This is a genomic window from Alkalihalobacillus sp. AL-G, from assembly GCF_030643805.1.
Lineage (GTDB): Bacteria > Bacillota > Bacilli > Bacillales > Fictibacillaceae > Pseudalkalibacillus.
Genome location: NZ_CP094656.1, coordinates 441,475 through 462,762 on the forward strand (window position 1 = coordinate 441,475; position 21,288 = coordinate 462,762).

A 21,288-nucleotide genomic window follows, 5' to 3' on the forward strand; every position below is an offset into this window, starting at 1 on the left:
AAAGGGGGAAAGGGGACAACTGCTAAAAAAGACCATCCCGAACGAACGGAATGATCTTTCAATAATCCTTACACTATAAATTAAACTGTTATATCTTTTGAATTCGGAGTGTTCATCCGCTTGTTATGGCGAATATCCGTAACAATCGCATACACAATCGAAAGAACCGTCAAAAGCAATAGCACACCAGAAATTGGACGAGTAAGGAAAAGTGTCAGGTCCGGGTTGGTTGTAATCGCGATCCGCAGGTTTTCCTCTGTAAGGGGCCCTAGGATGACACCGAGTACAAAGGCAGCTAATGAAAAGCTGCTCTGCTTCAGCAAGTACCCGACAACGCCGAACAGGAGCAATACCCAAATGTCAAAAACCCGGTTGTTGATCGCGTAACTCCCCAGTGCGCATAAAATAATGACAACAGGGATTAGATAATGCATCGGAACATCATTAATCTTCAGAAAGAATTTAATCCCAAAGGATTGGATCAAGAGCATGAAAATGGCAGAAATAAAGAATGAAAGAAAGATTCCATAAGCGAGTACAGGCTCAGAGATAAAGAAGTACGGGCCTGGCTGGATCCCATGGACTAAAAGTGCACCCATCATCATCACCGTAACAGCGCTGCCTGGAATCCCTAGTGCAAGTGTAGGAATCAAGGCACCGCCCTCTGATGAGTTGTTCGCGGTTTCTGCAGCAATGATGCCATCTTTGGTTCCTGTACCGAACTTTTTCGGATTTTTAGATAATTTCTTAGCAACATCATAGCTTAAAATATTGGCAATGCTTGAACCAGCACCTGGCAGCGCACCGATAAAGACGCCAACAATGGATGAGCGGATGACATTTACCCATGATGAAAGCATATTCTTTAACGTTTTACTGACTGGGTAGGATAAGCTTAAATTTTGATTGAATTGAAGCTTTTCCTTTTTCCCGTTTTTCGCTTCAGATAGGAGCTGTGAAAAGGCGAAGATACCAATCAGTACGGGTAAAAAGGCAAAACCAGCTAACATCTCGACAGATCCAAAGGTGAAGCGTTCTACCCCTAGAAGAGGGTCTGTTCCAATCGTCCCGACAAACATACCGAGCAGGCCAGCAATCAAGCCTTTAATCAGATTTCCTTCCCCGAGGCTAGCAATCGCGCTTAATCCAAACACCATCAGGCTGAAAAATTCCCAAGCTCCGAACTTGACGGCTATTGTCGATAGCATCGGAGCGGCCAATACAAGAATGATACCACCAATGATGGAGCCAATAAAAGAGGACCATAACCCGATGGCCAGCGCTTTACCCGGCTCTCCATTTTTGACCATGGGGTAGCCGTCAAACGTTGTCGCCATAGCTGAAGGTGTTCCGGGAATACCAAGTAAGCAGGCGGAGATAAGTCCACCTGATGCTCCCCCTAACCAGACTCCCATCATTAAGGAAATCCCTTCGAGTGGACCTAATCCGAGACTAAAAGGCAGGGTCAACGCAACGGCCATGGTGATGGTGAAGCCAGGGATGCATCCGAAAATGATACCAGCAATAACCCCTACTACCATTAACAGCAAAGTATCCCACTGTAAAATTGCCTCGATACTCATTAGTAAGTTTTCCATTCGTTACCCCCCCTTTAGAAAAAGATTCCTGTTGGTAAAAAGACGTTTAAAAGATTCTCAAAAATAAATGAAAGAGCAATGGTGATCACGAGTATACTCGATAATGCGATCACATGACTTTTAACTGGCCTCTTAACAGGTAAAATGATCAGATAGACAATCGTAATAAAAATAAAGGAAGAGATAATGAATCCCAACAGCGCCAAGCTTAGGATATAGAGAGCAAAGAGGGCAAAGATGATCCAGACAATACCCTCTTTTTCGTTTTTCTCCTTTTCCGAAGCGGTTTTCCTTTCCTTTTTCAAAAATGATTGAATGATCATTACGACGGTCAATCCAGCAATCAACCCTAAAAGAAGGCGAGGGAAAAATGCTGCTGAGATTTCAGTAAGGTCCTTGATATCAATGAGTTTCGTTTGGAAATAAAAGAATATGCAAAATATGAGTAGAACTACTCCTGCAATACGATCCTTCGTCATACGCAGCCCCCCTTTTCGTTTTTATTTCCCGTTAAAAAAATTTCGGATAAGTACAAGAGCCTTTAGTTCATCCTTTAGGACTGTGGCTTATCCAAGTTTACGTTTGAGTATGTTCGTCGGATTAATCGATTACTCCTTGACGCTTTAACAAACCACCGAGATAGTCGACATCACCTTGAAGATGCTTCGAATACTTCTCGTGATCCATATATCTGAGCTCTACTCCCATGTTTTCCATTTCCTTTATGAATTCAGGATTTTCAGCTACCTTCTTAATCGCATCACTTAAGGTTTTGATGATTTCTTCAGGAGTGCCTTTTGGTGCGAAAATTCCTCGATTAGTCGCGTTTGTAAAATCAATCCCTTGCTCTTTCAAGGTTGGAACATCTGGTAGTGCTGCAGTTCTTTTCTCAGTCGCAATCCCGAGAATCTTAAGCTGGTTGGCTTTCATATATTCCTGTGCCGCTGGAATGGTGGTCGCACCAAAGTCAAGATGCTTTCCTAATAGTGCTTGGGTTCGCTTTGCGGTTCCATCATAGCCGACAATATTGAATTTCACGCCTGCTGCATCCTGAATACCTAAAGGCACCATGTGTGACGTTGAACCGATTGATGCACCAAAGCTGATTGATTCTGGTTCCTGCTTCAATTGATCGACCACATCCTGCATGCTATCCCAAGGGTTGTCCACATGTGTGGCAATCAATTGGGGTGCAGATGTGAGGAGTGAGACGGGTTCAAGGGCAAAATAGTCAAAGTCGGTTTGACCCATTAATTTAGAAATTCCGATAGAATCGTGACCTGCCAGTAGAGTGTATCCGTCTGGTTCAGCCCCTATTGCTTCCTGGGCGCCGATAGATCCACTACCTCCACCGATGTTTTGAATGGTGATTTTTCCACCTAATTCTTCCTCTAGGTACTTTGCGGCGATTCGGTTAATGACATCTGTATCCCCACCTGCCCCCCATGGGACAATGATTTTAATCGTTTTTTCTGGGTAACCACCCGCACCTGAGGATGAACACCCGGATAAAGCCGTAATTGCTGATAAAAGCAACACAAACACCAGCAACATTTTCTTCTTCAGTTGTTTCATAATTACTCCCCCTATTCATAACATTAGTAGGTAATCTTCCCGAAAAGGTTACATTTGGAAATATTTTTTTCACTTAGACTACCTTTTGTTAAGATTAAGTATATAAATAATTTTCTGATAAGTCTATGCATATTTTAAACTTTTCTGATTTTTCATAATTCATTGTAAATTTTCCCCAGTTATACGACACTGTGTTAAAGTGGAAGAGGACAGTTACTCCAAAAAAGCTAATACGAAATAATTAATGTAGAAAGGCATATAAAACAGAAAGGATTAAAACAAGGTTGTAATCTTTTAGTAAAATAACAACAACAATATACAAAGCTATAATTACAAAAGGATATGCTTGGAGGATAAAATGAAACAAGTCAATGTATTACACGATCAAGAAGGAACAAAGGTTTTTCAGGATAAACACGGACGAACTTTTTTTACATTGGAAGAAAATTCGAGTGTCATCGTGCTTGCGAAGGACGGAGACGAATTGATCCTGATCGAGCAATTCCGTAAGCCGGTAGATTCCAATGTGATTCAGTTGCCTGGTGGTGGGGTTGAGAAAGGTGAAGACTTGGAAGATGCAGCAAGACGCGAGTTTTTAGAGGAAACCGGCTATATATGCGGATCCTTACATTACTTAGGGAATCTACACGCGGCCTCATGGAGGAGCAATGAAATCACACACGTTTTTTATACAGAAGAAGTCGGAGAGAACATCAATCAGCAGCTCGAAGTCCATGAATCATCAATCAAAGTCTTGCGAATCAACGCTGAAGACTGCCTCCAACTCGTAAAAGACAACAAAATCCACGACTCTGAACTCTGTTACGCACTCCTGCAGGTCGTGTTGAGACGGTATATTTAAAATACATACGTTTTATGGTTTAAATCAGTAACGAGGAGGACTCATATGTACATTCCAAAGCACTTTGAAATGGATGATCAAGAAGGGATCTACGACGTGATTGAACAGAACGGCTTTGCAACGCTGGTATCTCAGCACCAAGGCCTTCCTTATGCGACACACCTGCCTTTGACGCTTGATCGGGATTTAGGAGTCTTATACTGTCATGTAGCAAGACCCAATACCCAATGGAAGGATATAGAGGGACAAGATGTTCTTGCGATTTTTCAAGGTCCGCACAGCTATATCTCCCCTTCTTGGTATGAAACCAACAAAGCAGTGCCGACTTGGAATTATGTATCGGTCCATGTGTACGGGCGGGTTGCGATTGTAAATGATGAACAAGAACTAATGGATTCCTTGAAGGACATGGTCAATAAATATGAAAAGCCGGATAGCTCGTACAATCTAAGCGAAGTAGATCCTGCTTATATAAAAGGCTTGAGCCAAGGTATTGTCGGTCTAAAAATAAAGATTGATAAACTTGAAGGTAAGAAGAAATTAAGTCAAAACCACCCAATAGAAAGACAAGAACTCGTAATCCAGCAGCTTGAAAAGTCTACTAGTGATGAGGCTAAGCAGGTTGCACAGCTGATGAGGAAAAATCTTTAAAAATAAATATATAGAGCGGAATTCTTCGTCCACCCTGAAGGTGATTAGAGAGGGGACATTATGGCGGGTAACCTATTATATATTCCCTATACCATCATATTAGTCATTGTCCTGATTGTGGTTGGTGTGGTAATCCAAATTAAATATAGAAAGCTGTTTCGGAAGTTTTTGGCTATTTCGCTTCCGATGGTCATGATCGTCCAATTCTATTTTTGGAACGTAGATTTCAATCGATATGTTAAAAGTTATTTGTTTTCCAGTAAAGTCTTTAAATTTGAACATCAACAAGAACTAAAAGGCATTTCTATTCCATTACCAAACAGAACGGTGCTGCTTGGAAAAGAGGATGGTTGTTCACCCTACTACATCACATACGTAGAGGATAAAGAATTCATCTCCTTTTATATGGAGGAATTAGAAAGGCTCGAAAAAAGAGCGGGGATCGACAATTATAGCTTTCTTGAACGAAATGAAGAAAAAGGATTCACCGTTGAACTTCCTTCCAATTCAAAGATTGATATTATGATACATAGAAAAGATAGCGAAGACAATTGGCTACTTTCAATCTACTATAATAGTAAGAGAGAGTGAACGGTCGTTGCGTGCAGCGGGACTTCCTTTTGGAGGTCCTTTCATTATTTTTAAAATAAATTGAACTTTTTCGATACGTAAACGCTCTAACATATAGAAAGGGGGCAGGCAATTGGATGTTGAGAAGCTTGTGCGTGAGGCACAGCAAGGGGATAAGGAAGCTTTATTGCAGCTTGTTTTGCCCGAAAAAGACCATTATTATCGCTTGGCTTATTCATACTTGAGACACCCGGAGGATGCGATGGATGCACTCGAGGATATGATCGTCATTTTATATGAAAAAATCGAACGGTTAAAAAAACCGGAATCCTTTTACAGCTGGAGTAAAACGATTCTCGTGAATTGCTGCCGGGATCAATTACGGAAAAAGAAATCTACTTTTAACTTTGAGGAACTCGAGCTGCCATCGGTCCAATCCGAAGGTCCAATGGTGGTCCACAAACTCGATGTCCAAAGTCAGCTGGAACGATTAAGCCTTGACCAGCGGGAGGTCATCAAGATGCGTTATTGGCTTGATTATGATTATGAAACGATCGCTCGCCTGACAAAGGTCCCTGTCGGAACGGTGAAATCGAGAATCTTTCATGGACTGAAAAAGCTGAAGTACTATCTTGGAGGTGAGTACAATGAGTAAACTCGAGAACGAAATGTCCGATCACGGAAAAGAGCTGAAACAAATGAAAGCGCCGGATCAACTCGAACAGAGGCTCAGGAATAGACTTGAAGCTCTACCTCCGAAAAAACCAAAACGATGGAAGTCGTCTAGCTTGATTGCTGCATCGATTTTGTTCTTGTTCTTTTTCACATATCAATTCGAAACGATGGCTTTTTATGGAAAGAAGATTCTCGGATTCGATAGTGTGCTCAACGGAACGCTTGCTGAATTGAATGATCAAGGGAAAGGGCAGGTCATCGATAAAAGCGTTACCCTTCCAAACGGAGCTGTCGTAACATTGGATGGCGTCATGCTCGATGCCAATCAGCTAATCGTGTTTTATACGATAGTGGATAAAAGCGAGGATACCGAGACAAAATGGTCCAACTACAGAACGTCCCTTCAAAGTTTTTTTGGTGATGTGCAGCCTCACAGCGGGATTGGAAAAACGAATGAGTCCAATACAAAGATAAGTAATGTGGAGTCGTTTAAAGCACCGAACCCATTTGTGAAGAACTTGGATTTTTATATTACTTATGGGAACCAGCTGGAGCAACGAGAAAAAATCTCCTTCGAGCTGGACCGGTCAAGAGCATTGGCGTATAAGTATGAGCAGGACATTGATCAAACGATCAAAACCGATGTAGCGGATTATACGTTCGAAACCATCATTGCAACTCCTACCCAGACGGTGGTCAAAGGTACCGTCGATGTAAAGCAGAAGGAAGCATGGAACGAATCGAGCTTTCCGGAACAGTATGAGGTGGAGTTATTGGTGGACGGTGAGACCGTACCGCCGCAGGGAAGCGGATTATCGTCAAGCTTGAATAGATACACATTTGAGCTCGAATATGACGGTTTGTCACATGATATCAATGATTTGAAATTGACGATGAAACGAGCCATTTCTGAACAATCAACGGACCATGCCATCCATCTGCAAGAGAAAAAGTCCATTAAGATGGAAGGCATTCCGCTTTCAGTGGAAAACGTAACGGTCGAGGAAAACAAGACAATCGTCATCTTGAATACTCCTGAGCCATTCACGGTGTTGAAGGCGGAACTGGATGATGGTCGGATGACAGCTGGACTTGAAACAGTGCTGGTCGGATCGTACGAAAAAACCGAATCCGGACTTGAAAAACAACTCATCTTAACATTCGACGAGCCGCTTGGTAAAGAAGCGGAATTACACATAACCAAATACGTAACGTTAGAAGATGTGAATGAAACGATCCAAATCCCGGTACGATAATTCGACAAGTGTCTGTCACTTGTCGAATACGATTAACCTCCTCCTTTCACGGGTATTATCCCTATACGAATGAAAAGGAGGAGAGCCATGTCTAAAATACACGCACTAGTTCTGAATTGTTCGTTGAAGCCGAGTGATGAAACGTCCAACACCCAAGCTCTTACTGACAAATCACTTACCATTTTCGAAAAAGAAGGGGTAAGCTACGAGATCGTTCGACTGGCTGACTATAATATCCGATATGGGATTACAGATGATGCTGGAGAAGGCGATGACTGGCCGTACATTTTTAAAAAAGTGAAAGCGGCTGATATCCTGATCATCGGGACACCGCTTTGGCTCGGGGAGAAGAGCAGTATTACCGCCCTTGCTATCGAGCGACTTTACGGTAGCAGCAGCTTCACAAACGAAAAAGGTCAATCGCTTTACTACAACAAGGTCGGCGGTGTCGTCATCACTGGAAATGAAGACGGAGCCAAAAATGCAGCCAAGTCGATTCTTTATGCGCTCTCTCATATTGGCTTTACCGTGCCTCCGAACGTGGATCCTTACTGGGTTGGAGATGCAGGTCCAGGTGAATCGTATATTGAAGCAGGTGGTGATCAGCATGACTTCACCCAGAAAAACATCGAGAAGATGAGCTACAACCTGGTGCACATCGCCAGACTTCTGAATGAACATCCGATTCCAGCAGAAGGGAATACGATGGAATAAAGGAGCAAGAACTCTTAGCGATCAACCGCTGGGAGTTCTTTTTATGAAGGTTTAGAAGCAGATTGATCCGATGCCGGAAACGCTTCCTAAAGTTATCACATAGGAGGAAAGTATGAATGCGTTCTAGAAATCCTTTCATCAGGAAGAAATTCAGTACGAGAAATTCCTTTAAATTTTTTAAAATCGTACCGTAACTTTTCCGTATGTAGCATCGTTATAGGTTGTAAGGAGGTGAAGTCATGAAAGGAGTCAAACGAATCGATGCAGTTTTTGTACCGGTGACAGATATTGAACGGTCTGAAAAGTGGTATTTGGAGATGTTCCCATTCAGGGTCGTTTTTCGCAGCAGTGATGGCATTTATGTAGGATTTCGGTTTAATGACAATGAAAGTGAAAGCGATCTGAAAACTGCTTTGACGCTTCATAAAGTAGAGAGAATGCCTGAAAGAAGTCACATCCCATTCAATTTTTACACAGAGGATGTCGAAGGATTCCATTCTTACTTGGCGGATAAAGGTATTGAGGTAGGTCAAATACATAGCGCAGAGGGCATGCGCTTTTTCGAGTTTTCCGATCCGGACGGAAATACGATGGAAGCCGTAACTTTCTAGCATTATGGAGGATGAAAATGGATACAAAGCTACAACGTGTAGGGACTACATATTTGCCAGTGAGAGATACAGAGGAAGCTTCTAAGTGGTATCAAGAAAAGCTTGGCGCTGTCGAGAACTATCGGGATGAGGATAAAGCGATCCTTGAATTTGCGAATCAAAGCTTTTTTCTCGTAAAAGCGAGAGAGGGTGAACGGGCAGTATTTCTCGACATTCACGGAAATGAACGTTTCATGATGACATTTGAAGTGGACGGCTTCGACCAGTTAAAAAAAGTCCACAAAACCTTTAAAGAAAAAGGGGTTAGGGTTGGCGAGATTGAAGACCGTGGACATCCGGGGAACAATTTCATCTTTTATGATCCGGACGGAAATTCATTCGATGTATGGAGTGAATTAAGCCCTGTATTTAAAGAAAAATATTCAGTGAAATAGTCATTATTGAATAAGCCATTCGACAAGTGCCTGGCACTTGTCGGAAATCTTGTCGAAAAATTATTTTTTGTTCTGATAAAAGCGACGGGCTTTTGCACGGTTGCCGCAGTCTGCCATTGAACACCATCGGCGGCTGCGGTTTCTACTTGTATCCAAAAACAGCCATCCACACGGATCCCCCTCACATTTCTTCACTCTCTTCAGATCTTTTTCAGAAACGAGAATATCGATCGCCGATTGGACAATTGGTGATAGCATCCCTGCTAAAGAGTCGTCGGGCTTACGGAATTGCAATGAAAATTTGTCTTCCCCAGGTATAATTTGAATGGAGCGGTAAACGTCAACCAACACTCCATTTAAGATGGAAAGGTCCGTTTTGCCCGGTGTTTCATCGTTTGAAATAGAGCTGAATATACGGTAAATCGCTTCGCGGAACTCCAATGCTTTCTCAAGTATTTTAGTTGCCTCAGCAGGATTGCCTTCAGCCTGTTGAAGAAGTGAAAGAGCTTGCTGCTCCGTTAAAATATCCGCATGTAGACACCAGCCTACTAATTGCTCATAACTCGTTAGCCATTCTCTAGAATCCTCGCTATCGTGCCAGCTGACTGTATTGGCAAAATCCAAACATAATCGTTCCCCGATCAAGGCATGTGTGTGTATATCTCTGTCTTTATTCGTTTCTGACATTTAAATGACCCCTTCGATCCTGCACTGAAAAAATAAATGATAATCGTTCCAGTACAACGCTCTCTTAGTTTGGCTGGTTATTCTTAATATAACCATCATAAAACATATTGACAGTTAGATTCAACTGCATTACGATATAACCATCAAAACGATTTTAGATGGTTAAATTTTACCAATAATAAAAACCTTTGGGAGGAATCGGGATGAGCAATTCATTAGTGCAATCGATTAAAGAATTGTTAAAGGAAACGTTTGAAGGACCAGCCGAAAACGGGAGCTGGTATGTGGAGTCAAAGCCGAATAGTGGTATTTTTGGTACGTTGGCAACGCTATCAGCGGATAAGGCTTCAATTCCAGTCCAAGGAACGACGGTAGCTGCTCACACAGACCATACCAGGTATTACCTTTGGGGAATGAATACAATTATTCGAACAGGTGAACAGCCGAAATTTGATTGGAGTGAAAGCTGGAAAATCACCTCAGTCGATGAATCAACTTGGGAAAAGTATCAAGGTGAACTCCAGCATGAGTACAACACGCTGTTAGAAAAAATTGATACGCTAAATAATGATGATGGAGAGATATTGGAGGAAGCACTTGGCTCTATAGCGCATTCTGCGTACCATCTCGGGGCAATCAAACAAATGGTAAAGCACATTAATGGATCACTTTGAAAATTGATTGAAAAATGTTCCAATTCAGGTTAAACTAAAAGAAATCTATTTGGAAGAAAGGTTTCAGGTACCCTTTATGCCAACATTTACTTTGTAATGGACGAGAAATTGGATAGTTACTCCATCGAGGCTGTTTTTAAATGATTAAACAGCTGAACGGGAGTAGTATGCCCATTTACCATTGCAAAGGAACGTAACAATAATCTGTAGTATGCAGAGGTTCCTATAACAAGGGGGACCTCTTTTTTATGTTCAAATTGAAAAAAACTCCATACTGCAAGGCCTCCAAATAGTCTGTTATGTTCCTTTATCCCAAAATAGAGGTGAAGGAAAATGCAGATCGAACAATTAACCTGGAATTTAAATGAGTCGAATACAGAGACAACAGAACTACGCCATTGCAGCAATTGCGGAAAAACAGTCCTTTTTACAGATACAAGGATCCGCAGACATAATGCGAACGGAAAGAATATATACCGTTTTGCAATTTATAAATGTGAAAAAAACCATACGTGGAATAAGAAGCTAGAGAGTTACCGATCGTATTCGGGCCATGCAAGAGTCATAGAAGAACGAAATACGGAGACTAACGAACATACAAAACTACCTATCCGAAAATATTTGGGAGAGGGTGCAGAACAAATTCAAATTACCCTTGAAGAGGTCAAAGGAAAATTTCGCCTCGATAAAATTCTTTCAGAACATACAGGGGAGTGGAGTCGGACAGAAATCGCAGGACGGATCATGGAAGGAAAGATCCTCGTCAACGACCGTACAACAAAACCAGCAACTAAATTAAAAAAATCTGATAAAATCACGATACTTTTATAAAACAAAGAGCTCTTAGCAATCAATCGCTAGGAGCTTTTGACGTGAATGGGGGTTTTGCAGGTAAGGTTCGGCGATAATGAATGGAAGTTCAGCGTTTAGGCATCAAAGTTCAGCGTTTAGGTGCCAAAATTCAGCGCATAGGTGCGAAAGTCCAGCGTTCAGGCTTAAAACTTCGACGTACTAAAGCATTTGCCCACCTCCGACGTACCGTTTTATAAAGAATTCCTACCTCAACACTCTCTATAATTCTCAGAACAATCAGACTTCTGGAATTCACCGCTTTTCCAACTTCCAAATTAATGGTTGAGAGAGTCTTAGAGAGGTTCAGAGAGTATGAGACACACCTATTTGGAAATGTAACCGTTTCCACTAACTATCTCGCCCATATGCACCCGACTTACCTGAAAACCCTTGAAGTAATATTTGAGAATGTTACGATGGAAAACGTTGAAAACAGAGACGGACCTACAGGAGTGTATTTATTTGTTAAAAAAACGTATCGCCTTTCTAGGTGCAGGAAATATGGCTGAAGCAATGATTTCTGGGATTGTTGAATCGGAAAAATTGGATCCTAGTCAAATCGTTGTGACAAACCGTAGCAACCACGAACGTTTAAACGAATTGAAAGCGAAATATGACATTCAAGCAGTAACGAAAGATCAATTGGATTATTCAGCAATCGATGTATTTATTCTGGCGATGAAGCCGAAAGACATCGAATCTGTTTTAGAGGATATAAAAGAGCGAATCGAGCCGAATCAGCTGCTCATTTCCGTGTTAGCTGGAATCTCTACTACTTATATGGAAGAAATGTTGAACGATCAGCAGCAGGCGATCCGCGTAATGCCGAACACATCAAGTATGTTGAGAGAATCGGCAACAGCCATCTCACCAGGTAAACATGTGACAATGGACCAAGTGCTTGTCGCAAAAGAATTAATGAAGTGCATCGGAGAAGCATACATTATCGAAGAAGATAAAATGGACATTTTCACTGGAATTGCCGGAAGCGGTCCAGCTTACTTTTATAACCTAATGGAACATATTGAAGAAACAGGAAAGCAAGGCGGATTGGATCGTGAAACAGCAAGGAGCATTGGCGCACAAACGATTCTGGGTGCTGCCAAAATGATCCTCGAACAAGAGGAAACACCGACAGAACTAAGAGAAAATGTGACCTCGCCGAATGGAACGACAGCGGCTGGCCTACAAGCATTAGACGAAAATGGTGGTGGAGAAGCGATTGCTGCAGCGATCAATGGCGCAGCCTCTCGCTCAAAAGAAATCAGTGAAGAACTAGAAAAGAAACCAGTCCTTTCAAAATAAACCTTCAAAATGAAGCAATCGATACAGCTAATGAACTAGATAAAAAGCAATTAGGAGTGATGAAGTGACACTAAGTACAGATAAGAAACGAATCGTCATTAAAATAGGAAGCAGCTCATTAACGAGCATGAACGGTGAAGTAAGCCGGAGAAAGCTCGAAAAACTCGTTGATGAAGTCGTGAAAATTAAGGACGATGGCCATGAAGTGTTGCTCGTATCCTCTGGAGCAGTAGCAGCAGGATATCGTAAGCTAGGATGTCTTTCCCGTCCGGAAGAATTACCAGAAAAGCAAGCGGCAGCATCCATCGGGCAAGGTCTGCTCATTGAAACATACTCAGACCTGTTCATCTCCCATGGCTATGTCGCATCGCAAATCCTGATCACACGCAGCGATTTTTCCGATGAGAACCGGTACAACAACTCAAGAAGTACGATCAATGTGTTGCTAGAACGCGGTATTATTCCGATCGTCAATGAGAATGACACGATTACGATGGATTTCGAAAACTTCGGTGACAACGATACACTATCTGCGAAAGTAGCGGGTCTTGTCGATGCCGACCAATTGATCATCCTTTCTGATATTGATGGGCTGTATGATGCAGACCCACGAAAGGACGCGAATGCAAAGCTTCTTGATGAGGTCAATGAAATTACGCCTGAGATCGAAGCAGCGGCAGGTGATCCGGGAAGCTCCGTCGGAACAGGCGGTATGAAGTCGAAGATCGACGCGTTCAAAATTGCGATGGCTTCTGGAATCACTTCCTTTTTAGGAAAAGCAAGCACCCCGAACATTGTCTACGATGCCGTTTATCACAATGCAACAGGCACGTATTTTGAACTGCAGGAAGACACGGAAAACCTCAATCAAAAGAAACAGTGGATCGCCTTCAATTCCGGTCCTGAAGGAGAAGTCACGATTGACCATAGCGCAAAGGAATCGATCCTTGATAGCGAAGAGAGTCTGGATCCTTCGAATGTCCACAGTGTAAAAGGGCGCTTTGAAAAAGGTGCAGTCGTACGAATTTTAGATTTATCCGGGGAAAAAATCGGCCTAGGAGTCGTCAATTATTCCTCAGACGCATTTGAACAGTTAATCAACCAAACCGACATTGATATGAAAAACTACGAAAAAGCAGCGGTCGAAAGCAAACATTTCGTCTGCCACTTGGATGCAGCTGTACCCGTAGGCGTGTAAACGAAAATCTATAGGAGGTCTTGGATGACAACAGTAATGATGGAAAAAGTAAATGTAAAGGAACAAGCGATAAAAGCAAAGAAAGCAGCAAAATCTTTATCCCTTTTAACGACAGAAGAAAAGAACGAAGCACTTCTGATACTCGCAAACACGTTAGAATCCAACTATGAAACGATTTTAACCTCGAATGAAAAAGACTTGGAAAAAGGCCGCGAAAAAGGCTATGATGACGCATATATGGATCGCTTATCCCTTTCTAAGGAACGAGTTTTCGAATTTGCACAAGGACTTCGCGAAGTGGCTGAACTTGACGATCCTACAGGAATCATCGACTCAGACTGGACACTTGAAAACGGATTGAACGTGCAAAAAGTGACCGTTCCACTCGGTGTCATCGGGATGATTTATGAGGCACGTCCGAACGTAACGGTGGATGCAACAGGGTTAGCACTTAAATCCGGTAATGCGATCGTTTTAAAAGGTGGGTCTTCTGCCATCAATTCCAACAAAGCAATCGTTGAAGTGATGCACCGCGGGCTGGAAGAAACGAAGATCCCGAAAGAAGCGGTTCAATTCATCGCAAGTACTGACCGTGAAGCGACGCAACAACTCTTCACGATGAAAGAGCACATCGACGTATTGATTCCACGTGGAGGCGGCTCGTTGATCCAGGCAGTCGTAAACAACGCGACAGTGCCCGTATTGGAAACCGGAGTCGGCAATTGCCACATATATATCGATAAAGAGGCGGATGTGAAAAAAGCACTCGATATACTCGTTAACGCAAAAACAGATCGCCCAGCTGTATGTAATGCAGTCGAAACGGCTATCGTTCATACAGAATGGCTAAAAGCTAATCAACACGCATTGATCCAAGCGTTCAAAGAAAATGGGATCAAGGTTCACGGTGATGAAAAGGCTGTAAGACTCATCCCAGGCGCAGTACCAGCGAATGATGAAGACTGGGCTAATGAATATTTAAGCACGGATATCGCCGTCAAGACCGTAAACGATGTAATGGAAGCTGTTGACCACATTGAACAATACGGGACAAAACATTCAGAAGCGATCATCACAGAAAACAACGAGACAGCGGACATGTTCATGAAGCTCGTTGATGCGGCTGCGTTATATCACAATGCGTCAACTCGTTTCACAGACGGCAGCGCACTCGGATTCGGTGCAGAAATCGGAATTTCAACACAGAAATTACACGCACGCGGACCAATGGGCTTACCCGCACTCACTACAGTCAAATACAAAATGAACGGAAACGGCCAGATTCGATAAAATAATAAACAAAAGCGCTTGGATAGCTGAGTCTACCCAAGCGTTTTTGTTAATTTCACCTTAATTGGATGCCGAAAAATGAAAGCGGACTATAGTCATCGATACAACCGCGTTTTGTCGGAACGATGCTGTGAAATTATGACTGATTTTCATCGATGGTTTTGCAATAGGAAGAACGATGACGATTATTTAATCTAGCAAATAACAAATAGCGACTATTTATACAAGATTTATGATGGTACCCCGAGTTCAGATTTAGGGCTTATGTTTACGTTCAGTAGAAGAGTTATCTTTTGAGTCATGCTTTTCCTTTTCTTCTCTTATTTCCTCTTTTATATCCTCAAGTGGGAGATCATCAGTCGGCATTGCCTGCTCGTCAACATCCTTTTGCCTTTTCCTATCCTTTTTAAATTTTTCGGAGTTATTCTTTATCTTCGGACCTCTTGCATTGCGATCCATCGTTTTTCCTCCTTATTTTTCGAATGTCTATCACTTGATTATTCCTATTCCCTGACTTTTGATGAGATAAACTGATACTGATATAGGGCTGTAAAAGTACTTATAGAGAATCCTTTTGTTTATCAGCCATTCCTTGTGCTACAATCAGATAAGAATTTTAGAGAGCGGAAGAAGGAAACATATATGTCAAAACGAGCGTTACCAGTTCAAAAGAACGAGATCATCACCGTGACATTTGAAGACTTATCCCATGACGGTGCAGGGGTAGCCAAAGTCGATGGCTATACGCTTTTTGTACCAAGAGGACTTCCCGGCGAAGAAGCGAAAGTGAAAGTGATCAAAACGAAAAAAGGCTTCGGATTCGGAAAGCTTCTAGAGGTGACGAAAGAAAGCGAGCATCGGACAACACCACCGTGCCCGATTTTTAACCAATGTGGTGGATGCCAGCTTCAGCACCTGACTTATAAAGGGCAACTCGATTACAAACGAAAGCAAGTCCAGGACGTCATGGAACGGATTGGAAAACTTGAGGATGTGACGGTGCACCCTGTCCTCGGAATGGACGACCCGTGGCGCTACCGCAATAAAGCACAAGTCCCGGTCGGTGAGGAAGAAGGCGGACTGGTCACAGGCTTCTATCAAAAAGGAAGCCATCGAATCATTGATATGAAGGAATGCTTGATCCAGCAGGAAGCAAACGATCTTGTCGTTCAAACGGTAAAAGAGATTGCAAACAAGTACGGGATTCGCGCTTATGATGAGCGTACCCATAAAGGAACACTCCGGCATGTCGTTGCCAAATACGGACAAAACACGAAACAAATCATGGTCGTTCTCGTCACAAAAGGAAAAGAACTACCAAACAAGAAGAACATCATCGCCGATATCGTCGACCAAATTCCAGATGTCCGTTCAATCGTACAAAACATCAACCCTAAAAAAACGAACGTCATTTTTGGAGATCAAACCCGCGTCCTCTGGGGAGAAGAGTATATCTACGACTCAATCGGCGACATTCAATTTGCTATTTCGGCTCGTTCCTTTTATCAAGTCAACCCAGCACAAACGAAAGTGCTCTATGATAAAGCGCTGGAATATGCACAGCTTGAAGGAAATGAAACGGTGATCGATGCATACTGCGGAATCGGTACCATTTCACTGTTCTTAGCCCAAAAAGCAAACAAAGTATACGGGGTTGAGATTGTTCCAGAAGCGATAGAAGATGCAAAGCGAAATGCAGAACTGAACGGAATGACAAACGTAGAATTTGAGGTAGGGGAAGCGGAAACAATCATCCCAGCCTGGAATGAAAAAGGGATTAAAGCAGACACCATCGTCGTAGACCCACCACGAAAAGGCTGCGATGAAACCCTGCTCAATACGATCCTGGACATGAAACCGAACCGGGTCGTCTACGTATCCTGCAATCCAGCAACCCTAGCCCGAGACCTCGCCATCCTCGAACAGGGCGGCTACAAAACCGAAAAAATCCAACCCGTCGACATGTTCCCGCATACGACGCACGTCGAGTGCGTTTCGCAATTAGTTTTAAAAGAAGCAGCAAGTCCCGAATAGGGGAATCTTGCTGCTTGTTATTTTATTTATGGAGCAAAAAACGACAGTGATTTTGATACTGCTGTCATTTTACTTCAATACGCTACAATTTATTAAAAAGGCATGAATTTATAAAACAATCAGGCACGTTTATAGAATAAACTTAGAATCATTAAAACTAATAAAAATTTAAAGAGATATCAACGACATTGAACTGCCCCCTGTCAAGTAATAAAAATGATTTAAGCGGCTTTAGCCCTATATTCCAAAGGGCTGAGGCCGTTTAGTCGTTTTTGGTATCTTTCCTGGTTATAAAATTGTATGTACTCATCCACCGCAAAAGAAAGGCCTTCAAATGTTTCATATTTATGTAAATAATACTTCTCACATTTGAGTACTCCCCAAAATGATTCCATCGGTCCATTATCAATACATTTACCCACAAGTGACATTATGTGTCATTTCTGCTTTGACGATCCTTCGTCTAAATCCATGAGAAGTGTACTGGAACCCACGGTCACTATGAATAAGTGGATGGTCTTCACCGAATATTTCTGTGGCTTGGTCCAAGGTCTTGAATACAAGGTGATTATTGGAATGTCCTAGAACATAGCTAACAATGCATCCATTATATAGATCAAGAATGGCACTCAAATACGCCTTCTTGGTTGTACCATATTTAAATTCTGTTACATCTGTTACCCATTTTTCATTTGGGTTATTTGCAATGAATTCACGGTTTAGTACATTCTCTGTGATATGTTGTGGCGTAGAGTGTTTATACCGTTTTCTTTTTTTCCGAATGACAGATTGTATTCCGCAAATCTTCATCAGTCGATAAATTCGCTTGTGGTTAAAAGTCTGACCGAACGTTCGATTCATATTTAACGTCATTCGACGATAACGGTAGATGCCATCTACTTTCTCATGCAGGGATCTCATCTCTGTGACTATTTTTTCGTTTTGTAGTTCCCGGGTGGAAGGAATTCGATTCAACCATTTATAGTAAGCAGATCGGGCAATCCCTGCTATCTCACAGAGTAGGGTAAGGACAAAGCCCTCTGCCTCATGAAGCTCCTGAATAGCGACATATTTATCTTCCAATCGTATTTGACTTAATTTTGCCTCCTTTCGATCTCCTCTAACTTTTTTAAGAATAAGTTTTCTGCGCGTAACCGTTCATTTTCTCTTTCAAGTTTCTTCATCTCTAATTTCACTTTTTCTTCTGGTGAAAGTTCAGCTTCTCCCTTATTCCTACCTCGTTTGTCCTTAAGGGCTTCTTCTCCGCCATCCGCATACTTCTTCACCCATTGGTATACTTGCTGATAGGAGACGTCATACACTTCTGCCGTCTTGTGATAATCTTTCCCATTCTCCAAGCAGTATAAAGCAATTTGTATGCGTTCTTCCCACGTCGTCTTTTTTCCCTTAGTCATAGAGCTCGTCCTTTCTTTAGACGCATCTCTTAATTCCCTAAGACTAGTATACTGGTAAATCCATCGATGGAGAACGGATGTACTTGAGATTTCATACCTCTGAACAATCTCATTTTGAGAATATGTACCTGACAGATATTCGCTCACAGCTGCTTCTTTAAGTAATTTAGAATATCGTTTCCATGATTTTGATTTTTCTAAACCCTCTATTCCATTTTTCCCATATTGCTTAATCCATTTCTTCAATGATGTTTTGGTAATTTGAAACCTCGAACAGAGCTCTAGAATGGACTCCTCTCGATTTTCATAGGCAAGCAAAACCTCATACTTGAACTCTTTGGAATACCGTTTATTAGACATAAAAAGCTCCCCCTAAGGTAAAACAGATTTTTATTTTTTAATCTGTCTACCTAAGGGGGAGCATATCACATAGGGATATCTCTTTCTTGTATTTTTGGAGGAATTTTACAATAATTTGTCGAAGTAGCTTTTAAGAAAAGTCACTATTTTTTTGGTGTTCATATAAATTCGATTATCTGAACAAGATTGTAGACAAAAATTGTCTTAAGCAAACGGTCTAGATTGTGAAACAACTCTTTTATTACGTAGTAGACTCTTACTGTGCAACATACTAAAAGCTACCATATTCGGAAAGTAATAGTTCCACCAGCAAAGCCCCTTTAAAAAGGGGTTTTTTCCCTGCGTAAACACAAACTTCGGTCTGAAGATAGAAACAATATTTAACAACAGTCTCAATTTCTGAATGTGATTTATTACAAAAATTGTGAAAATTTGATATGATCAAACATACTAATACTAAGAAAGCAGGAACTCTATGAGAAAAGAAGATTTGACAAAGATATGGGTATACGAAGTCATTCTGATAGCTAAGCATTGGGTTAGCTACTACAGAAAAAGAAAACAGCGGACAGTCCCTCTGGCTCTTGGTATTTTCTTATTAACTGATTTTAAAACGCTTCTCATTAATTATTTTATAGGAATATATAACGATAGAAGCGTTTCTGGTATGGGGTTGCCCTTATTCCCGAGCTCAAGTATTTGGCTAGAGATGGCTGGGTTTGCTTTGGTAGCCTTTTCAATCTATCTATCTTGGAAACATGCTAAAGAGGCACAGAATACAGAACTCATCATCCTTAAGCATTCTTCCCTGTACGTAGCCGACCACAGCAAAGAATATCTGGATTCTCAATCTATCTATTTAAATCAAATAGCAGAAATGAAGGAGATATCCAAAGAGAACGTATTAGCAGCACTCCAAAAACAATTTGAGGCAAAAAAGGAATTCGATAAGTATAGTGAAGTTTACAATAAGAAGATTAAGGCATACGAAGGCATTGCTCACATCCCATTGGTCTTTTTACTAGGGGTGCAATTGTCAGACAAGAAATACATCCGTTTCTTTGAATGGCGTAGACATGTTGGGGCGTGGAAAAGATTAAATCCATTTGGATTCACCTATCCTGAACTCTTATTGAAGGGAGAAAACCCTACAGCTTTCCCCGATGAACTCAAAGAAGAAGTAGTCATGTCTTTTAGACTGGATGCAAAAACTCATCGTTAATCATCAAATGGATCAAGTGATTATTGGGATGGAGCCCACTGGTCATTACTGGCTTAATTTAGCCCATTTTTTAAAAGAACAGGGAATCAAATTTGTTGTCGTAAATCCTTTACATGTAAAGAAAGCGAAAGAGTTAGATGATAACTCACCAACAAAGAATGATGTCAAAGATGCGAAGGTCATTGCACAGTTAGTGAAAGATGGGAGATACGCTGAACCGACTATTCCAGAAGGTGTCTATGCGGAACTCCGTGGTGCTAGAAAAATTCGCGATCTCTTATCTGTTGATCTTCAATCGGTTCAAGGAAAATTCACAACTGGATTGATCGTTATTTCCCTGAGCTTTTGACCGTCTTTAAAAACTGGGAAGGAAAAGCATCACTCCAAATATTGAAACTGTACCTACTACCACATGAGTTGGTGAGACTCTCTGATCAAGAGTTATTAACCCACCTAAGGCAAACTGTAAAACGTGGAGTAGGTCTAGCGAAGATGCAAGAATTGAAACAAGTGGCCAATCTTTCGATTGGTATTCGTCAGGGTTCAGATATGGCGAAATTAGAACTGAAGACTCTTTTAGAAAAGTATGAGTTCATACAAACGAAATTCGAAGATCTCGAGTCTAAAATGGACAATCTTCTTGAACAGGTTCCAGGTGTTGAACAAATGTTGGGGATCACAGGTATTGGTAGGGACACGATCATAGGCTTCTTCTCGGAGGTCGGAGACCTCAGCCAATACACTCATCCCCGACAGATTATCAAACTAGCTGGTCTTAACCTAAAGGAAAATACATCAGGGAAGCACAAGGGTCAGACAAAGATTACAAAGAGAGGCAGAAAAAAATTGAGAGCCCTTTTGTTTAAAGTAGCCATGCCCCTTGTCGCTAAGAATTCAGCTTTTACAGCCTTACATGAGTATTATACAACTCGGCCCAATAATCCATTGAAGAAGATGCAATTCATGATTGCTTTGTGCAACAAGTTAATTCGTATATTGTTCGCTATCGGTAAAAAGAAGTTTGAATTTAGTGAGGAAAGAATGTTAAGCGATATTCCTCATATGGCATTATCACAGGAAGTAGCATAAATTACGCTAGTTTATTTAGTAAGTTATTTAGTTCTTTATTAAGACACTTGAAGCACGGATTAGTCAGGCAAACCAACAAAAGTACGGACAATGATCCTGTCGGTTAGCATAGCTGACATCCACCTCATGGAAAGGTTGAACGAAGTAATATTGGAGCAGAGACTCTGTGAGACATGGGAGGGTTGACCTCCATGAGATTTGTGGAGATCCACATGT

Annotated in this window: 20 protein-coding genes and 2 pseudogenes; 16 read left to right on the plus strand and 6 right to left on the minus strand. The window is 41.6% G+C overall.

Annotated elements, in window-relative coordinates; genetic code table 11:
* Positions 1-80: 80 nt before the first annotated feature.
* The 3 genes from MOJ78_RS02270 to MOJ78_RS02280 all read right to left on the minus strand — a co-directional run bounded on the left by MOJ78_RS02270 (position 81) and on the right by MOJ78_RS02280 (position 3,173).
* The gene (locus MOJ78_RS02270; protein WP_304979608.1) at positions 81-1,598 is read right to left on the minus strand and encodes a tripartite tricarboxylate transporter permease; all 1,518 of its coding nucleotides are present in this window, start codon (positions 1,596-1,598) and stop codon (positions 81-83) included.
* A 14-nt stretch (positions 1,599-1,612) separates the two neighbouring features.
* Positions 1,613-2,077 (minus strand): tripartite tricarboxylate transporter TctB family protein, encoded by a 465-nt coding sequence (locus MOJ78_RS02275; RefSeq protein WP_304979609.1) that lies wholly within the window; start codon positions 2,075-2,077, stop codon positions 1,613-1,615.
* 121 nt (positions 2,078-2,198) lie between these two features.
* Complete coding sequence (locus MOJ78_RS02280) at positions 2,199-3,173, minus strand: tripartite tricarboxylate transporter substrate binding protein (protein ID WP_304979610.1); 975 nt, start codon at positions 3,171-3,173, stop codon at positions 2,199-2,201.
* Between the two features lie 358 nt (positions 3,174-3,531).
* Between MOJ78_RS02280 and MOJ78_RS02285 the strand changes: the two genes are divergently transcribed.
* The 8 genes from MOJ78_RS02285 to MOJ78_RS02320 all read left to right on the plus strand — a co-directional run bounded on the left by MOJ78_RS02285 (position 3,532) and on the right by MOJ78_RS02320 (position 8,946).
* Positions 3,532-4,035 carry an NUDIX hydrolase gene (locus MOJ78_RS02285; RefSeq protein WP_304979611.1) on the plus strand — a complete coding sequence of 168 codons (504 nt, stop codon included), beginning with the start codon at positions 3,532-3,534 and terminating at the stop codon, positions 4,033-4,035.
* Positions 4,036-4,080: 45 nt separating this feature from the next.
* Positions 4,081-4,686, plus strand: coding sequence for an FMN-binding negative transcriptional regulator (locus MOJ78_RS02290; RefSeq protein ID WP_304979612.1), 606 nt, complete (start codon positions 4,081-4,083; stop codon positions 4,684-4,686).
* 60 nt (positions 4,687-4,746) lie between these two features.
* On the plus strand, positions 4,747-5,277 hold the full coding sequence (locus tag MOJ78_RS02295; protein WP_304979613.1) for a hypothetical protein: 531 nt from the start codon (positions 4,747-4,749) through the stop codon (positions 5,275-5,277).
* Positions 5,278-5,389: 112 nt separating this feature from the next.
* On the plus strand, positions 5,390-5,911 hold the full coding sequence (locus tag MOJ78_RS02300; protein WP_304979614.1) for an RNA polymerase sigma factor: 522 nt from the start codon (positions 5,390-5,392) through the stop codon (positions 5,909-5,911).
* Entirely contained in the window at positions 5,904-7,187 is a 1,284-nt protein-coding gene (locus MOJ78_RS02305; RefSeq protein ID WP_304979615.1) for a DUF4179 domain-containing protein, read from the plus strand. Before MOJ78_RS02300 ends, MOJ78_RS02305 begins: the two co-directional genes overlap by 8 nt.
* 87 nt (positions 7,188-7,274) lie before the next feature.
* On the plus strand, positions 7,275-7,901 hold the full coding sequence (locus tag MOJ78_RS02310) for a flavodoxin family protein (protein WP_304979616.1): 627 nt from the start codon (positions 7,275-7,277) through the stop codon (positions 7,899-7,901).
* A gap of 239 nt (positions 7,902-8,140) precedes the next feature.
* A complete protein-coding gene (locus MOJ78_RS02315; RefSeq protein ID WP_304979617.1) occupies positions 8,141-8,512 on the plus strand; it encodes a VOC family protein in 372 nt (123 codons plus the stop codon).
* A gap of 17 nt (positions 8,513-8,529) precedes the next feature.
* Entirely contained in the window at positions 8,530-8,946 is a 417-nt protein-coding gene (locus tag MOJ78_RS02320; protein ID WP_304979618.1) for a VOC family protein, read from the plus strand.
* Between the two features lie 60 nt (positions 8,947-9,006).
* Here MOJ78_RS02320 and MOJ78_RS02325 read toward each other — a convergent pair whose 3' ends face one another.
* Positions 9,007-9,633: a CGNR zinc finger domain-containing protein gene (locus tag MOJ78_RS02325; RefSeq protein ID WP_304979619.1), complete on the minus strand. Its 627-nt coding sequence runs from the start codon at positions 9,631-9,633 to the stop codon at positions 9,007-9,009.
* A 203-nt stretch (positions 9,634-9,836) separates the two neighbouring features.
* On the opposite strand from MOJ78_RS02325, the gene MOJ78_RS02330 reads away from it, so the two are divergent.
* The 5 genes from MOJ78_RS02330 (at position 9,837) to MOJ78_RS02350 (ending at position 14,952) form a co-directional block, all read left to right on the plus strand.
* Positions 9,837-10,307 (plus strand): hypothetical protein, encoded by a 471-nt coding sequence (locus MOJ78_RS02330; protein WP_304979620.1) that lies wholly within the window; start codon positions 9,837-9,839, stop codon positions 10,305-10,307.
* Between the two features lie 333 nt (positions 10,308-10,640).
* Positions 10,641-11,138: a S4 domain-containing protein gene (locus tag MOJ78_RS02335; RefSeq protein ID WP_304979621.1), complete on the plus strand. Its 498-nt coding sequence runs from the start codon at positions 10,641-10,643 to the stop codon at positions 11,136-11,138.
* A 483-nt stretch (positions 11,139-11,621) separates the two neighbouring features.
* On the plus strand, positions 11,622-12,464 hold the full coding sequence (proC, locus tag MOJ78_RS02340; protein WP_304979622.1) for a pyrroline-5-carboxylate reductase: 843 nt from the start codon (positions 11,622-11,624) through the stop codon (positions 12,462-12,464).
* A gap of 127 nt (positions 12,465-12,591) precedes the next feature.
* Positions 12,592-13,662 (plus strand): glutamate 5-kinase, encoded by a 1,071-nt coding sequence (gene proB / locus MOJ78_RS02345; protein ID WP_370529800.1) that lies wholly within the window; start codon positions 12,592-12,594, stop codon positions 13,660-13,662.
* A 24-nt stretch (positions 13,663-13,686) separates the two neighbouring features.
* A complete protein-coding gene (locus MOJ78_RS02350) occupies positions 13,687-14,952 on the plus strand; it encodes a glutamate-5-semialdehyde dehydrogenase (protein WP_370529756.1) in 1,266 nt (421 codons plus the stop codon).
* 255 nt (positions 14,953-15,207) lie between these two features.
* Here MOJ78_RS02350 and MOJ78_RS02355 read toward each other — a convergent pair whose 3' ends face one another.
* Positions 15,208-15,411, minus strand: a complete 204-nt coding sequence (locus MOJ78_RS02355) for a hypothetical protein (RefSeq protein ID WP_304979624.1) — start codon at positions 15,409-15,411, stop codon at positions 15,208-15,210.
* A gap of 183 nt (positions 15,412-15,594) precedes the next feature.
* Between MOJ78_RS02355 and rlmD the strand changes: the two genes are divergently transcribed.
* On the plus strand, positions 15,595-16,986 hold the full coding sequence (rlmD, locus tag MOJ78_RS02360; RefSeq protein WP_304979625.1) for a 23S rRNA (uracil(1939)-C(5))-methyltransferase RlmD: 1,392 nt from the start codon (positions 15,595-15,597) through the stop codon (positions 16,984-16,986).
* A gap of 221 nt (positions 16,987-17,207) precedes the next feature.
* Here rlmD and MOJ78_RS02365 read toward each other — a convergent pair.
* Positions 17,208-18,761: pseudogene (locus tag MOJ78_RS02365) on the minus strand (IS3 family transposase).
* 475 nt (positions 18,762-19,236) lie between these two features.
* Here MOJ78_RS02365 and MOJ78_RS02370 point away from each other — a divergent pair.
* Together MOJ78_RS02370 and MOJ78_RS02375 are read left to right on the plus strand one after the other, a co-directional pair.
* The gene (locus MOJ78_RS02370; RefSeq protein WP_304979626.1) at positions 19,237-19,983 is read left to right on the plus strand and encodes a hypothetical protein; all 747 of its coding nucleotides are present in this window, start codon (positions 19,237-19,239) and stop codon (positions 19,981-19,983) included.
* Between the two features lie 7 nt (positions 19,984-19,990).
* Positions 19,991-21,072: pseudogene (locus MOJ78_RS02375) on the plus strand (IS110 family transposase); the annotation flags it as partial.
* Positions 21,073-21,288: the final 216 nt, after the last annotated feature.

What these genes read in the sequence shown, in the direction of transcription:
- MOJ78_RS02270 (WP_304979608.1), bottom strand. Translation starts at nt 1,598, where the DNA reads ATGGAAAACTTACTAATGAGTATCGAGGCAATTTTACAGTGGGATACT.
- MOJ78_RS02275 (WP_304979609.1), bottom strand. Translation starts at nt 2,077, where the DNA reads ATGACGAAGGATCGTATTGCAGGAGTAGTTCTACTCATATTTTGCATA.
- MOJ78_RS02280 (WP_304979610.1), bottom strand. Translation starts at nt 3,173, where the DNA reads ATGAAACAACTGAAGAAGAAAATGTTGCTGGTGTTTGTGTTGCTTTTA.
- MOJ78_RS02285 (WP_304979611.1), top strand. Translation starts at nt 3,532, where the DNA reads ATGAAACAAGTCAATGTATTACACGATCAAGAAGGAACAAAGGTTTTT.
- MOJ78_RS02290 (WP_304979612.1), top strand. Translation starts at nt 4,081, where the DNA reads ATGTACATTCCAAAGCACTTTGAAATGGATGATCAAGAAGGGATCTAC.
- MOJ78_RS02295 (WP_304979613.1), top strand. Translation starts at nt 4,747, where the DNA reads ATGGCGGGTAACCTATTATATATTCCCTATACCATCATATTAGTCATT.
- MOJ78_RS02305 (WP_304979615.1), top strand. Translation starts at nt 5,904, where the DNA reads ATGAGTAAACTCGAGAACGAAATGTCCGATCACGGAAAAGAGCTGAAA.
- MOJ78_RS02310 (WP_304979616.1), top strand. Translation starts at nt 7,275, where the DNA reads ATGTCTAAAATACACGCACTAGTTCTGAATTGTTCGTTGAAGCCGAGT.
- MOJ78_RS02315 (WP_304979617.1), top strand. Translation starts at nt 8,141, where the DNA reads ATGAAAGGAGTCAAACGAATCGATGCAGTTTTTGTACCGGTGACAGAT.
- MOJ78_RS02320 (WP_304979618.1), top strand. Translation starts at nt 8,530, where the DNA reads ATGGATACAAAGCTACAACGTGTAGGGACTACATATTTGCCAGTGAGA.
- MOJ78_RS02325 (WP_304979619.1), bottom strand. Translation starts at nt 9,633, where the DNA reads ATGTCAGAAACGAATAAAGACAGAGATATACACACACATGCCTTGATC.
- MOJ78_RS02330 (WP_304979620.1), top strand. Translation starts at nt 9,837, where the DNA reads ATGAGCAATTCATTAGTGCAATCGATTAAAGAATTGTTAAAGGAAACG.
- MOJ78_RS02335 (WP_304979621.1), top strand. Translation starts at nt 10,641, where the DNA reads ATGCAGATCGAACAATTAACCTGGAATTTAAATGAGTCGAATACAGAG.
- proB (WP_370529800.1), top strand. Translation starts at nt 12,592, where the DNA reads ATGAACGGTGAAGTAAGCCGGAGAAAGCTCGAAAAACTCGTTGATGAA.
- MOJ78_RS02350 (WP_370529756.1), top strand. Translation starts at nt 13,687, where the DNA reads ATGACAACAGTAATGATGGAAAAAGTAAATGTAAAGGAACAAGCGATA.
- MOJ78_RS02355 (WP_304979624.1), bottom strand. Translation starts at nt 15,411, where the DNA reads ATGGATCGCAATGCAAGAGGTCCGAAGATAAAGAATAACTCCGAAAAA.
- rlmD (WP_304979625.1), top strand. Translation starts at nt 15,595, where the DNA reads ATGTCAAAACGAGCGTTACCAGTTCAAAAGAACGAGATCATCACCGTG.
- MOJ78_RS02370 (WP_304979626.1), top strand. Translation starts at nt 19,237, where the DNA reads ATGAGAAAAGAAGATTTGACAAAGATATGGGTATACGAAGTCATTCTG.